The 14191-nt window shown below is 44.3% G+C and carries 12 protein-coding genes; 10 read left to right on the top strand and 2 right to left on the bottom strand.

Annotated elements, in window-relative coordinates; genetic code table 11:
• Positions 1-14: 14 nt before the first annotated feature.
• The 6 genes from ACE3T3_RS08750 (at position 15) to ACE3T3_RS08725 (ending at position 5435) form a co-directional block, all read left to right on the top strand.
• Positions 15-863 carry a TauD/TfdA dioxygenase family protein gene (locus ACE3T3_RS08750; protein ID WP_374666019.1) on the top strand — a complete coding sequence of 283 codons (849 nt, stop codon included), beginning with the start codon at positions 15-17 and terminating at the stop codon, positions 861-863.
• A gap of 63 nt (positions 864-926) precedes the next feature.
• Positions 927-1976, top strand: a complete 1050-nt coding sequence (locus ACE3T3_RS08745; RefSeq protein ID WP_374666017.1) for a 3-keto-5-aminohexanoate cleavage protein — start codon at positions 927-929, stop codon at positions 1974-1976.
• Between the two features lie 129 nt (positions 1977-2105).
• Positions 2106-3440, top strand: a complete 1335-nt coding sequence (locus ACE3T3_RS08740; protein WP_374666015.1) for an MFS transporter — start codon at positions 2106-2108, stop codon at positions 3438-3440.
• Positions 3437-4093, top strand: coding sequence for a DsbA family oxidoreductase (locus ACE3T3_RS08735; RefSeq protein WP_374666013.1), 657 nt, complete (start codon positions 3437-3439; stop codon positions 4091-4093). Before ACE3T3_RS08740 ends, ACE3T3_RS08735 begins: the two co-directional genes overlap by 4 nt.
• Positions 4090-4413: a Rieske (2Fe-2S) protein gene (locus ACE3T3_RS08730; protein WP_374666011.1), complete on the top strand. Its 324-nt coding sequence runs from the start codon at positions 4090-4092 to the stop codon at positions 4411-4413. Before ACE3T3_RS08735 ends, ACE3T3_RS08730 begins: the two co-directional genes overlap by 4 nt.
• Before the next feature lie 11 nt (positions 4414-4424).
• Entirely contained in the window at positions 4425-5435 is a 1011-nt protein-coding gene (locus ACE3T3_RS08725) for a YeiH family protein (protein WP_374666120.1), read from the top strand.
• A 117-nt stretch (positions 5436-5552) separates the two neighbouring features.
• Here the strand turns inward: ACE3T3_RS08725 and ACE3T3_RS08720 are convergent, their stop codons facing one another.
• A complete protein-coding gene (locus tag ACE3T3_RS08720; protein ID WP_374666010.1) occupies positions 5553-6566 on the bottom strand; it encodes an AraC family transcriptional regulator in 1014 nt (337 codons plus the stop codon).
• A gap of 297 nt (positions 6567-6863) precedes the next feature.
• Positions 6864-7958 carry an OmpW family protein gene (locus ACE3T3_RS08715; protein ID WP_374666008.1) on the bottom strand — a complete coding sequence of 365 codons (1095 nt, stop codon included), beginning with the start codon at positions 7956-7958 and terminating at the stop codon, positions 6864-6866.
• Positions 7959-8307: 349 nt separating this feature from the next.
• On the opposite strand from ACE3T3_RS08715, the gene ACE3T3_RS08710 reads away from it, so the two are divergent.
• The 4 genes from ACE3T3_RS08710 to ACE3T3_RS08695 all read left to right on the top strand — a co-directional run bounded on the left by ACE3T3_RS08710 (position 8308) and on the right by ACE3T3_RS08695 (position 14179).
• Positions 8308-8901, top strand: a complete 594-nt coding sequence (locus ACE3T3_RS08710) for an RBBP9/YdeN family alpha/beta hydrolase (protein WP_374666006.1) — start codon at positions 8308-8310, stop codon at positions 8899-8901.
• 267 nt (positions 8902-9168) lie between these two features.
• Positions 9169-11004, top strand: a complete 1836-nt coding sequence (locus ACE3T3_RS08705; RefSeq protein WP_374666004.1) for a DUF1302 domain-containing protein — start codon at positions 9169-9171, stop codon at positions 11002-11004.
• A 142-nt stretch (positions 11005-11146) separates the two neighbouring features.
• Positions 11147-12172 (top strand): AraC family transcriptional regulator, encoded by a 1026-nt coding sequence (locus ACE3T3_RS08700; RefSeq protein ID WP_374666002.1) that lies wholly within the window; start codon positions 11147-11149, stop codon positions 12170-12172.
• Positions 12173-12541: 369 nt separating this feature from the next.
• A complete protein-coding gene (locus ACE3T3_RS08695) occupies positions 12542-14179 on the top strand; it encodes a long-chain-fatty-acid--CoA ligase (protein WP_374666000.1) in 1638 nt (545 codons plus the stop codon).
• Positions 14180-14191: the final 12 nt, after the last annotated feature.

Raw genomic sequence — 14191 nt, 5'->3', positions numbered from 1 at the left:
GGAAAGGATTTCTTATGCAAATTGAAAAATTAAGCTGCCATATTGGGGCAGAAATAAGCGGTGTAAATTTAGCCGATGCGATTCATGACAATGACTTGTTTTCAGAAATTCGCAGCAACCTCTTAAAGCACCGTGTTTTATTCTTGAGAGATCAAGATATTACACGTGCAGAACATGTGGCGTTTGCAGAGCGTTTCGGTCAGCTGGAAGACCATCCGGCAGTGGGCAGTCACCCGGAGCATCCGGGTCTGGTGCAGATTTATAAAAACCCAGAAAGCCCGATCGATCGTTATGAAAATGCTTGGCATAGCGATGCAAGCTGGCGCAAAGTTCCGCCGATGGGCTGCGTGCTGCGCTGCCTTGAATGTCCGCCTGTTGGTGGTGACACCATGTGGACCAATATGGTGATGGCGTATGAAAATCTGCCGGCGCATATTAAAGAGCAAATTGCTGACCTGCGTGCTTATCACAGTATTGAAGCGAGTTTCGGCGCAGCCATGCCAATCGAGAAACGCCTTGCTTTGAAAGCACAATTTCCAGATGCAGAGCACCCAGTGGTGCGTACACATCCGGAAACAGGTGAAAAAATCCTGTATGTGAATGCTTTTACCACACATTTAAGCAATTTCCACACTAAAGATAATGTGCGCTTTGGGCAAGATGCCAATCCAGGCGCATCCGAGCTGTTACGTTACCTCATTACGCAAGCCTATATTCCAGAGTATCAAGTCCGTTGGCGCTGGAAACCGAACAGCATTGCAATTTGGGATAACCGCAGCACGCAGCATTATGCTGTCATGGATTACCCAGCTTGCCATCGCAAAATGGAACGCGCAGGCATTATCGGCGATGCAACCTATTAAAGGTTAAATCGCTCTATACACAACGAATTCAATTCACAATTAAAAATACATAAGGAGATGCACATGCAATTCTTTGACGATTCTTTGCACCCAGAAAACATGGAAAAAGTGGTGATTACGGTTGCGCCATATGGCCCAGAATGGATGCCGGAAGATTTCCCAGAAGATATTCCTGTGACAATGGAAGAGCAAATCCAAAAAGCAGTGGAATGCTATGAAGCAGGCGCTTCAGTACTGCATTTGCATGTGCGTGAACTTGATGGCAAAGGCTCAAAACGCCTTTCAAAGTTTAATGAACTGATTGCCGGTGTTCGTGCAGCAGTGCCAGACATGATCATTCAGGTGGGCGGTTCAATTTCATTTGCGCCAGAAAGCGAAGGTGAAGCTGCAGTTTGGCTGAGCGATGATACGCGTCATAAATTGGCAGAGTTAGAACCAAAACCTGACCAAGTGACCGTTGCGGTAAACACCACGCAAATGAATATTATGGAGCTTTTGTATCCTGAATATTTAAAAGGAACGTCGTTGGAGCATCCAGCAGTTCAAGCGGCTTATGCAGAAATGACCGTACCTGCAGGTCCAGAATGGTTGATTGAACACCTTAAGCGCCTAGCAGCAAATGGTATTCAGCCGCATTTCCAATTGACCGGTATGCATGGTCTGGAAACTTTGGAGCGTTTGGTTCGTAAAGGTCTGTATAAAGGCCCAATGAACTTAACTTGGATTGGGATTGGCGGCGGTTTCGATGGTCCAAATCCATTTAACTTCTTCAATTTCGTTCACCGCGTTCCAGATGGCTGTACGTTGACTTCTGAGTCGCTGCTGAAAAATGTCTTGCCGTTAAATACCATTTCAATGGCAATGGGCTTGCATGCACGTGTGGGTATTGAAGATACGATTATTGATCACAAAGGCGAACGCTGTTCTTCTGTTGAGCAAATTAAACAGACAGTTCGTATTGCTCATGAGCTAGGCCGTGAAGTTGCCAATGGTAAAGAAGCACGTGAAATTTACCGTATTGGCGTACAGTACGACAGCATTGAAGAAACATTGCTGGCGAATGGTATGGCGCCGAACCGTAAACCGGGTCAAAAGGGCGTACCTCAACGTTAATGACAAAACAGACTTGAGCGAGATGGATTTTTGAACTCAAGTCTAAACTGAAGAACTGCGCAAATTGAATTGATGCAGTTCTTCAGCCTATATGGCTAAAACACAATAAAAATACACACGGAGGTTGTTATGGGAGCGCATCAATATACAGCGTCAGCAACTGGCATCGATACATCGATTGGTATCCCTCGCCGATATGCCTGGATTGTTTTTGCACTTACATTTGGCTTGCTGATTTCGGACTATATGTCTCGTCAGGTGCTGAATGCCGTTTTTCCGCTGATTAAAAATGAATGGACATTAACCGACAGTCAACTTGGTTTGCTGAGCGGTATTGTTGCTTTGATGGTCGGATTATTGACCTTGCCGTTATCCATTATGGCGGATAAATTCGGTAAGGTAAAAAGCTTGACCATTATGGCAGTGTTGTGGAGTTTAGCGACACTTGGCTGCGCAGTGGCAGAAAACTATCAGCATATGCTGTTTGCCCGCTTTTTAGTCGGTGTTGGTGAAGCGGCTTACGGTAGTGTCGGCATTGCAGTGGTTGTTGCAGTTTTCCCAAGAGATATGCGTGCAACATTGGCCAGCTCATTTATGGCAGGCGGTATTTTCGGTTCTTTTCTAGGCATGGCTTTAGGCGGTGTGTTGGCTGAACATTTTGGCTGGCGCTGGGCTTTTGCGGGCATGGCAATCTTTGGCTTAGTTCTAGCAACGCTCTATCCGCTGCTGGTCAAAGAGAAAAAAATCGGTTCAACTCAAAAACAACTGGCTGCAACGCAAAAAGATGGCCCAAACAAAAACGTACTCAGATCAATTTATTCAAGCCGTTCTGTGGTTGCGACCTATATTGGCAGCGGCCTGCAGTTGTTTGTTGGCGGTTCGGTCATTGTTTGGCTGCCAAGCTATCTTAACCGTTACTATGGCCTGAGCACCGATAAAGCTGCTGTCATCTCTGCGGTTATTCTCTTATGCAGTGCCGTGGGTACGATTTTGTGCGGCATGCTCTGTGACCGTCTAGGCAAGGACCGTCCAGATCGTAAAGTGACGCTGGCGATTGCTTATTGCTTACTTGGCTGCATCTTGCTTTCTATTGCCTTTGCGATGCCTGTCGGTGTTCCTCAATTAATCGTGATTGCACTGGGTATGTTTTTGGCGATAGGCACCAATGGCCCTTCGAGCGCCATGGTTGCCAATCTGACACATAACTCAGTACACAGCACAGCATTTGCAACTTTAACTTTAGCCAACAACTTTTTGGGCTTGGCTTTAGGGCCTTTAGTGATAGGCAAGTTATCCGACGCGATTGGCTTGCATAGCGCATTTCAGATTATGCCGGTAATGAGTATTGCAGCTGCAGCTGTCTTCTTCTATGCAAAGCGCCACTATTTACGTGATATGGCGGGCTTTAATTTAAAATCTGCTGAACAGCACGATATGCCATCACAAGAAGGTGACCAGAAATGAAAACAAAATTAGGGATTGAAGTCTTTTTTGATTTTATTTGCCCTTGGTGTCTGATTGGAAAACGGCAATTAGATCTCGCCATTCAGCAATTGAAACGCAGCCATCCACATGTGGATGTTGAGCTGAAGTGGCGCGGCATTCAATTATTGCCGGCGATTCCTTTGGACGGCATACCGTACAAAGCATTTTATTTGCAGCGCTTAGGCACCAGCATGGCGGTGAAAAGACGCCAGGAGCAGGTGCGTCAAGCGGCAAAAGGCGTTGGTGTCGATATTGATTTTGAACGCATTCCACGGATGCCCAATACCGCAAAAGCGCATAGCTTATTTCTCAATGTGATGAAATTCAGCAAGCCGGAAGATGTGAATTTACTGATTGAAGGCCTGTTTTCTGCGTATTTTCATCATTCTGAAAATATTTCAGATCCTGCCGTTCTGCAAAAAATTGCAGTCTACTGTGGATTTGATGAAGGGAAAATCAAGCAGATTCTGGCAGATCCTCAAACTCCTTTTATTTCTGCAAATACAGGTGGAAAGGGAGTGCCATATTTTGTCATAGATGGCAGTTTTGCATTGGCCGGCGCGCATGCGGCAAGCACCTTATATGATGCAATGCTGGATGCGCTCGAACTGCAGAGGCAGGTTGCAGTATGACAAGCCGTTTTGAAGTGCCAGAGCACAAAATTCCAGCATTAGGGGAACGCGTGTTTCTGGACGTGGGTGGTAAATTTATCATCCTTTTTAATATCGATGGCGAGTTCTATGCCATTGAGGACAGCTGCCCTCATCAAGGGGCATCGCTGTTCAGCGGTAAATTGGAAGGCTGCACCATTCAGTGCAGTGCACATGGTTTGCGCTTTAATTTAAAGGATGGCTGCATGCTCAAGTCGGACATGCTGAAAGTAAAAACCTATCCAATTGAAATAAATGAAAAAAATATTGTAATTCTGCTGGAAGATGGAGTAGGAACATGAGTAACTCTCAGATGACAGCCACAGATTATTCTGCGATCGGTCAAAAAGCGCGGGCGCTTGCACCCGGCTTTGCAGTCAGCGTGGTCGCTGCAGCTGCGGCCAGTTTTTTAGCGGAGCATTATGGTGCTCCGGTCATGCTCTTTGCATTATTGCTTGGCATGGGATTGAGTTTTTTAGCGACTGAAGGCGCCTGCAAGCCAGGTATTGAATTTACCGCCCGTACGGTGATGCGTATCGGCATCGCGCTATTAGGCATGCGGATTACCTTGGCGCAGATCACTGCTTTAGGCTGGCAGCCGATTGTATTGGTGCTGACGCTGATCGTGGTCACCATTTCGGTATCGGTCGTGGTGGCGAAACTCATCGGGTTCCAGCGTTTATTTGGAATGCTGACAGGCGGTGCAACGGCCATTTGCGGCGCTTCAGCGGCTTTGGCATTATCGGTGGCATTACCTAACCATCCGCAGAAAGAAAAAGCCACCTTATTTACTGTGATCGGCGTTTCTGCGCTGTCAACCATTGCAATGATTGTCTATCCGATGATTGCGCAGTGGCTGGAGCTGTCACCGCAGCACGCGGGGATCTTTTTAGGCGCAACCATTCATGATGTTGCGCAGGTCGTCGGTGCCGGCTACAGCATGTCCACAGAAACTGGAGATACGGCAACCGTTGTGAAATTGATGCGCGTTGCCATGCTTTTACCGGTGATTGTCTGTGCGGCGATGATTACCCGTATGCAAGGCGCTGCATCAACAGGGAAACGCCCGCCTTTATTGCCATGGTTTGCTGTAGGCTTCTTAATCCTTGCATGCATTAACAGCACAGGTTGGATTCCATCAATGGTGCAGGGCGGTGTGAATGATTTATCTCGCTGGTGTCTGATTATTTCCATCAGCGCGCTTGGCATGAAAACCCAGTTTAAAGAATTGGCGACGGTTGGAATCAAGCCGGTCCTCTTTATGATCGGAGAAAGCGTCTTCCTGGTGTTGCTGGTGCTAGCGGTTATGCATTGGCTGTTTTAATTTAAAAATTTAAAAACATACGCATGAAAAAAATCACCAGCTCCATGGAGCTGGTGATTTTTTATGGTTCAAGAAAAGATTTAATTTTGCATGCAGAGCCGCGAAGCCTTTGCAGGCTTAATGCAGAATGGCATTGTTATTCCGCCAGACTGTTGGAGAAACGCCAAACTGGCTGATAAACCAGCGCGTAAAAGAACTCGGCATTGAATAGCCTAAAATATCCGAAACCTGAGCAAGGGAATAATTGGGATTCTTTAAATAGCGGAAAACCAGCACTTGCCGGACATCATTAATCAAACTGCTGAAGCTGGTGTTTGAGGTTTCTAAACGGCGCTGCAGGGTGCGGACATTGACACCGTGCGTTTGAGCAACCTGAACAATCGTGGCGCGGCCCATCGGCAGCAGCAGATAAATGCTTTTACGGATATCAAAAATAATCGAAGACTCATTTTCATTGCGCAGCAGGTCAATATCCAAATAGCGCTGTGCGTGATCGGCCATAGCCGTATTGGCCTGCGGATTGATTTTATCCAGTTCGGCAATGGTGCATACAATGCCATTAAACTCACTGCCAAATTCTAAAGGACAGCCAAAGATACGCTGGTGGACAGTCAGGTCATGCGGCGCTCTATGGGAAAAATGAATGCTCAGCGGATTCCATTTTTGAGAAAGCAGGGCGGTGCAAAAGCGATGCGTGATGCCGAGCGCTAATTCAATGGCTTGGCGGCTGTAAGCATTAAACTCAGAAACAACCTCAATACGGATAATGACAGTATTGCCGACTTCTTCGAGGTACATTTCCAGCGAATTATTAATAATATTGCGATATCGCACAATCGTTTGCAGTGCATCACGAAGGGTGTGCTGGTAGCTCAGCAATAGGCTGAGTTCGCCAAAATCAGCGAGCTGGCGCTGTTCAGCCATGTAAAGGCCGAATGTTTCACAGCCGCTGAGCTGAGCTGACTGCTCAAGCAAATCAATGGCTTTATCGACAGGAATCCGCTGTTTGACGTCATTAAGCAACGCAGGATAAATTCCAGCACTGGAAAGTAAGTGATATGGATTTAAGTCTAGCCGCTGACTGACATCAAAATAGTTTTTGAGCACAGCGGTATGTGCGAGTGGGACCATCTTTGTCTCCCTGTTTTTCCATCAATCCATCCTGATTGATGTTTTATCTATAACCGATATTTAATACTAAAAATATAATTATTTTGTAGGCATATTATTACACTTTTCTCTTTTGTTTGCTCCGATTTTTTCGTCTGGAGCAAAGCAAAGAGCCAGTTTTTACCGCAATAAAAACTGGCTTGGAAAAACTGCACGCTTTATTTTTCAAGAAAGCGGTGCGCTATGCAATGTATGCGCTTGATCAAATCTTCCTGCAGTTTTGTCCCTGGCAAAGCTGCAAGAAGCATTATCTGATCATTAGAAGCGATAGCCAACCCCTACATAAGTCACTAATGGATCTAAGTCAATTTTGGTGGTGGAGCGGATCAGCTCGCGGCCTGTGGAGGTATCCGTCACAGTGACCGTTGCCGTGTTGTTAAAATACGGCATGTAGCTGACTGAACCTGTGGTGAACCAGCTGTCCGTTAGATCATAAGTAAAACCTGCAGTGAGCACGGGCGCAAAAGCATCGCTGGTTTTGACTTTGACTTCCGGTGTAGCGGTAGAGCTGCCTTGGCCGCCATGCAGCGCTTCACCTGCGCGGCCATTTAAAATGTTGTCAATCATGTAGCCGGCTTGCACTAAATCGTCTTCAACGCCGCCATTGAGCTTGAGCTTATTAAAATGGCCATACACCACGCCTGCGCCAACAAATGGGCGGAACCGGTTTTTATCCGATGAGCCAAAATGATATTTCGCAGTCATGGCTGGCGTCCATGCTGTGACTTCCGCAACGGTGCCGTGGGCTTCTAAATCGGTAATTAACATATCTTTAAGCAGCTTTAAGCCATTAAAGTACGTCGGTGCGCCAGCCCCAGGGGTATTGGCTGTAGACAATGCGGTCGCACGAATTTGGCCAACACCGCTGATATCGACTTTTGGCGGAATGCCGCCGACCAATTCAAGCGATACATTATCGTTGACAAAGTAGCTGAGGGTGAGGCCTAGGGTATCAGCATCTTCAACCTCCATGCCGCCTTCGGCAGTGTAGTCCGAAATGCCGGTAATGTTGGATTTTGCACCATTCATTAAGCTGTTAGGCACTTTGTATTCAGGGTCTTTTTGACCATTTTTGACAAATGAGCTAAACATGAGTTTGCCCATGGAGCTATCCAGTTGATCGCCATTCAGCCCATATTTGCCTAAGTCAGCCCCCCATAATGATCCGACACCATAGCTGCCGCCTTCTTCGACTGCAGTTGTGACATGAGTGGAATTGGCTTTACCCTGCGGCATCACGTGCATCCAGCCTGCACTGACCGCCCAGCGTTTGTGATTGACAGAATCCGCATAAGCTAAATTTACTGAGAATAGACATGCTAGAGGCACGGCTATTTTAACAAGTTGACTCATCATTCGTTCCTTAAAAACTCATCATTATTTTTATGGCTTCAGCGGATCCTTACCGAAGCTCAGGCGTATTATTAAAGCTGCATTTGTTTTAAGCAATTGGTGGAATTGAAGAAAAAGTGTGAATGATTTGTGAAAACAAAATAGGAGCAGATTGGGTTTTTATATTTAAAACAATTATTTATTGATTTTTTGATGAATTATCAACAATAAAAAGGACTTTTTGAATGTCGCCAAATGATAAGCAGTTGTCATGCAATGTATATCGGTTATTGCCTGATCAATTTATGTTGGATAACCATAAGCCTTGCCCAAGGATCGGCAAAGCATAAATGCTTTATTAGGTGCACAAATGGAAAAGTTATTTACAAATGCGACGGTTTTAATCATTCCTGGCCTGCGTGATCATGTTGAGGAACATTGGCAAACCTTTTTGGCTTCGCGCCTGCAAAAAGTCCGTACGGTAGAACCTGCTGAAACCAATAAGCTGAGCTGCGCGAACCGCGTAGCGCGTATTCAGGCCGAGCTAGATCAAATTGAAGGGCCGGTAATTTTGGTCGCGCACAGTGCGGGTGTGTTAATGACCGTGCATTGGGCAGCATTGCATCATGCGCAAATTCAAGGCGCTTTATTGGTTGCACCGCCGGACTTATCTCAAAGCTGGCCAGCCAATTACCCAAGTCCAGACGAACTCCGTCAAGAAGGCTGGGAGCCGCTTCCAAATAAAAAACTGCCGTTTCCAAGCATTGTTGTCGCAAGCACCAATGACCATCTAGCCAGCTTTGAATCTGTGGCATATTTGGCCGCGCTATGGGGCGGTGAATTGGTCAATGCCGGTGAGGTTGGGCATTTGAACCCTGCGTCAGGTTTTGGCGAATGGCCGGAAGCGGAACAATATGTGCTGCAGCTTGATGCTTTAAACAGCGCAGAAGCATTAACGGCTTAAAGCCTAAATGACTGTATGAAATGAATGTCGTGAGATATTAAATAAAGTCTGAAAAAGTGAATGAATGACTAAAAAATAAGCCTCAAAGACAAATTTAAGGTTTTTAAATTCAGTCGTTTGGGAATCACCAAGGATGGTGAAACGCTTATTTTTAGCATTTTTCAATGAAATAAATTTATTTAATTCACCAACGCATCACAAATTTTTGAAATTTAATTTTAAAAAAAACCGCACAACACAGTGTGAACATATCGATATGGAGATGATATGGTAAGTCCCGTTGTAAACAATAAGAAAGTTCAATACCCGACAGCTCAGCTTACTAAATTGAGCCTGCTTATGGGATTTATTTTTACGGTTCCGCATTTGCAAGCTGCAAGCTATGCACTGAATGATCAATGGAAATTGGAAACCAATACCAGTATCAGCCTTGGGCAAAGCTGGAGTACGGAAAATCCAGATTCATTGATGCTTTATAAGCCTGATGCGCAGAGCATTGGCAAAGTTGGTACAGGCATTGACATTAATGGTGACAATGGCCGTTTAAACTTTGAAAAAGGCGATGCGATTTCACAAATTGTGAAAGGTTTGACCGAAGTCCGTTTGAATGGTCAGCAGCAGGGCGCTGTGATCAGTGCAAAATACTGGTATGACCATGCTTATGAAACGGGCCATGGCGACTTTATGGCTTTTGATGATTCTGACTGGCCGCGCCTTGTGAAATATAAAGGCATCGACCTGTGGGATGCTTATGTCTGGAAAAATTTTAGCTTTGATCAAGGACGGGGCCTAAATCTTAAACTCGGGAAACATGCCTTGAATTGGGGTAAATCTCAATTCTTCCAAAATGGCCTGAACTCTGTCAGCGCTTTTGACTATGCAGCGATGAACCGTCCGGGTGGCGATGTCAAAGAACGAATTATTCCGGTAGAGATGTTTTCTTTTGAGGCAAGTCTGAATGACAAACTCAAAGTGGAAGGTTTCTATCAATTTAAGTTCAGACCATCAGTTGTGGATGGCTGTGGAACCTTCTTTGAAATATCTGATGTCTTTGCGGAAAATTGTGGTCCATTGTTAATTGGCGGTCCCGGTTTTACCACAGATGAAGCGATTAATGGACCTTTAGATTTTACCGTCGGACGTTTGCCAAGCGAATATGCGAAGGATAGCGGCCAATTTGGTTTTGCCATTAAGCAGACTATACCAAGTTTAAACAATGCTGAAATTGGTGCCTATTATGCCAATTATCACAGCCGTATCATGCACTTTGATGGAATCGCAGTGTCGGCACCGGGAGCAGCTAATTACCATACAGCACGTATTCTTTCGGTTTATCCAGAAGATATTGAAATGTATGGTTTAAGCTTTGCAGGAAAATTTGGTAAAACCTCAGTTTTCAGTGAGTTAAACTATAAGCCAAAAATGCCACTGCACTTTAACAGTACCGATATGGTGTATGCACAGGCCTTATATCCTGATACGCCAATCACAGCGCCTGGGGAAACCTTAGAACTTGGTCAACGGATCAATGGTTTTGCAGAAGTGCCAGTGACGCAATTTACCCTTGGCGCAGCTACGGTCATTCCAAATGTACTCGGTGCAAGTGCAATGTCTTTAGTCGGTGAAATGGGTGTCAACCATATTGCGGATCTAGGCAATTATCATTTTGGTCGTAGTGGTGCATTTGGTCGTAGCGGTTTGTCGACTGGTGCTTATGATCCAGCCGATACAAAAACCTACTGTATCGCACCGGGCACAGGAAAGCTGTCGGAGAAAGAAGTTCAGGATTTAAACGAGAAGTACTGTAATGACGAAGGTTTCTTTGAAGAATGGTCAGTCGGTTATCGTTTACGTGGTGCATTGAGTTATAACGATTGGCTGCCGCAAACGGTCGTGACGCCAAGCCTGATGTTCCGTCATGATGTGCATGGCTATGGACCAAACTTCCAAGAAGGTCAAATGGCAATTTCGGCAGGTATTTCTGCAACTTATCAAAAGAAATATACCGCGGAATTGGGCTACACCAACTTCTTTGGTAGTAATGATTACAGTATCTTAGATGATCGTGATTTTGCTTCACTGACCTTTAAAACCAGTTTTTAAGTGTTGTATGCAAAACGTTTTAACATGATCTAAATGAAATCAGCCATGAACAACATGGCTGATTTTGTTGAATAAAATAGATAGCAATGGATCAAGGCAATCTGACCTCAGTATTGTTTTGAACAAAAGATTAGAGATAAAGATGGAAATAAATCATTCAAATTTAAAAGAAATTTCTAATCCGATTGGTATTTTAAACTTGATCGCCAATTATTTGGATGAAAAAGGCTTTGATGCGCAAACGCTGTTCAGTCAATATTCCATCGAATTAGAAGATTTACAGAATAATTTGCTGCCGGTGTCTTTGCATACGCAGGGCAGTATTTTAAAAGCGGTAGAAGTATTAACCGGCTGTGATCATGCCGGATTGATCATTGGCCGAAAAGCTCAGCTGGCCAATATCGGCCCTTTACGCTTTCTGGTGCTGAATGCTGAAACCATACGTGATGCGCTTGAAAGTTTGTTTAGTTATGGCGTGATGTGGTACAGAGGCCAAAAACTCGACATCAAAGAAGAAGAGGGTTATGCGCGAATCTGCATGCGCATCGATGGCGATTTACCTGGCGCCGATCAATATCACACCGCTTATTTAGCCGCGATGGTGTCTATTATTGAACTGATCTTGGGCAAAGCGTGGGCGCCGGCGATGGTTCGAATTGCTTATCCCAAACCCAAATCTGCCCATGTGTATGAGAAAATTTTTGGTTGTCCTGTGTGGTTTGGTCAATCTCAGCATGAAATTTTGTTTCCACAAAATTTATTAGATCAAAAACGTATAGGGCATGACCGGCAGTTAGATCAATTTTTGCGACAGCATTTGTCTGAAATGCAACGCCATGAACATGTCGATCTTGTGAGTCAAATTTCTAAAATTATTGAAGAATTATTGCCTTACCGGAACTGCACCATGGATCGTGTGGCTGAATATTTTTCGGTAAATCGTTTTACGCTGTACCGCTATTTAAATCGTCAGCATACAACATTTGAAGATCTGTTGGACAATACGCGCAAAACCCTATCTGCCAATTTATTGAAAAATAAAACCTTGATGATCATCGATGTGGCCAATCAGGTTGGATATGACGATCAGGCCAATTTTACCCGTGCTTTTAAACGCTGGTATGGGATGACGCCGGGTCGCTGGAGACGCGCTCAACTTGCCGCTTAATGCTCGAAAAATTCTGTTCAGATTCATCTAAATTCAGATCTATTTGCATCATCAGGAAAAGACCTCGTGTTCTGGGTAAATCCATAAATGAGGTGTTGTTCTGTGCACCGCTTTTTTCTCAAAAATAAGGCTTTAAATTTAGTCTTTTACTGGATTTAAGCGATATTTTTATTCAGTTTTAAATTAAATATTAATATAAAACAATCAGTTATTATTTTTTTTGTCTCCATGCAACCAAATGACAAAAAAATACACCAAGTGACAAAAACACATTTAAAAAAATCGGTAGTTTAACCATGAAGTCAGAAAAAATTGACGATGGATATTAAAAAAAACGATCGCGACAGATTGTAGATAAGGATGTTTTAAATGATTGGAAATATGATGTTTCAACCATTGCTAATCAGCAGCTTAATCGAGCATGCAGCAACATATCATGCAGATACTGAAATTATTTCAAAAAATACTGACGGTTCAATGACCCATACCAATTGGGGGCAAGTTGCACAAAATGCCAAGCGTTTTGCCAATGTATTAGCGTCTTTTGATTTAGCGATCAGTGACCGTGTTGCGACTATTGCTTGGAACAATCATCGTCATTTAGAAACATGGTATGGCATTTCGGGCAGCGGATTGGTTTGCCACACGATTAACCCTCGATTATTCCCAGAACAATTAAGTTATATCGTCAATGATGCAGATGACAAAGTTCTGATTTTCGATAAAACCTTTATTAATTTAGTGTTATCAATCAAAGATTCTATTCCATCTGTTGAGCATTTTATTTGCCTAGATGCCTTTGATCGCGATATTCAAAAAGCATTGCCAAATGTTTGTTTTTATGATGATTTAATCAAAGAGCGTTCAGATCAATTTGAATGGCCTGAGCTGGATGAAGCTAAAGCTAGTTCGCTATGTTATACCTCGGGTACAACGGGCAATCCAAAAGGCGTTTTATATAGCCATCGTTCAACGGTGTTGCATAGCTATGCGTCGAGTTTACCGGATTCATTTAACTTCTCAGCACTGGATCGTATTTTACCAGTCGTGCCAATGTTCCATGTGAATGCATGGGGAACGCCATATTCAGCGGCGATGATTGGATGCAGCATGGTGCTGCCGGGACCAATGCTAGATGGTGCAAGCTTAGTCCAACTGATTGACCAATATAAAGTAACTAATGCTTTGGGTGTGCCGACGATTTGGCAAGGCCTATTAAATGCAGCTTACCAATCGGGCAGTAAGCTTGAAAGTTTGGTGCGTAATATTGTGGGCGGTGCTGCTTGTCCTCCATCGATGCTAAAAGCCTTTAAAGATGATTTCCAATGTGAAACCATCCATGCTTGGGGCATGACCGAAACCAGTCCTTTGGGTGCGGTAAATCAGCTCAAAGCGAAGCATTTAGAGACTGACGAAACAGAGCAATTCAAACAGCGTTTTGCGCAAGGCCGCCCGCCGTATGGGGTGAGCTTACGTGTTTGTCATGATGAGAAAGGCGTTGAAGAGTCTGCACGTGATGGACACACACCGGGGCATTTGCAAATTAAAGGTCACTGGATTGTTGAGTCCTATTTTAATCAATTTGATCATGCGCTTACCAAAGACAATTGGTTTGACACGGGTGATATCGCCACTCTAGACCAAGATGGTTATATGCAGATTAGCGACCGTTCCAAAGATTTAATCAAATCTGGCGGTGAGTGGATTTCATCGGTTGAGCTGGAAAATATCGCAATTGCACATCCAGAACTGGAAATGGTGGCGGTAATTGCTGCATCACATGCAAAATGGGATGAAAGACCAATTTTGATTGCCAAGAGAGCAGCGGTGAGCAGCTTATCTGAAGCTGAGGTCTTGGCTTTTTACCACAACAAAATTGCCAAATGGCAAATCCCTGATCGAGTGATTTTTGTTGATGCGATTCCAGTTGGCGGTACAGGGAAAATACTGAAAAAAGATTTACGCGAAATATACGGTTCGGTTTTGTTGGAAGAAACTCCTGCATAACTTTGATTTTAC

Source organism: Acinetobacter sp. (genome assembly GCF_041919735.1).
Lineage (GTDB): Bacteria > Pseudomonadota > Gammaproteobacteria > Pseudomonadales > Moraxellaceae > Acinetobacter.
The sequence above is the reverse complement of the archived record's forward strand: the minus strand, read 5'-3'. Positions and strand labels throughout refer to the sequence as shown.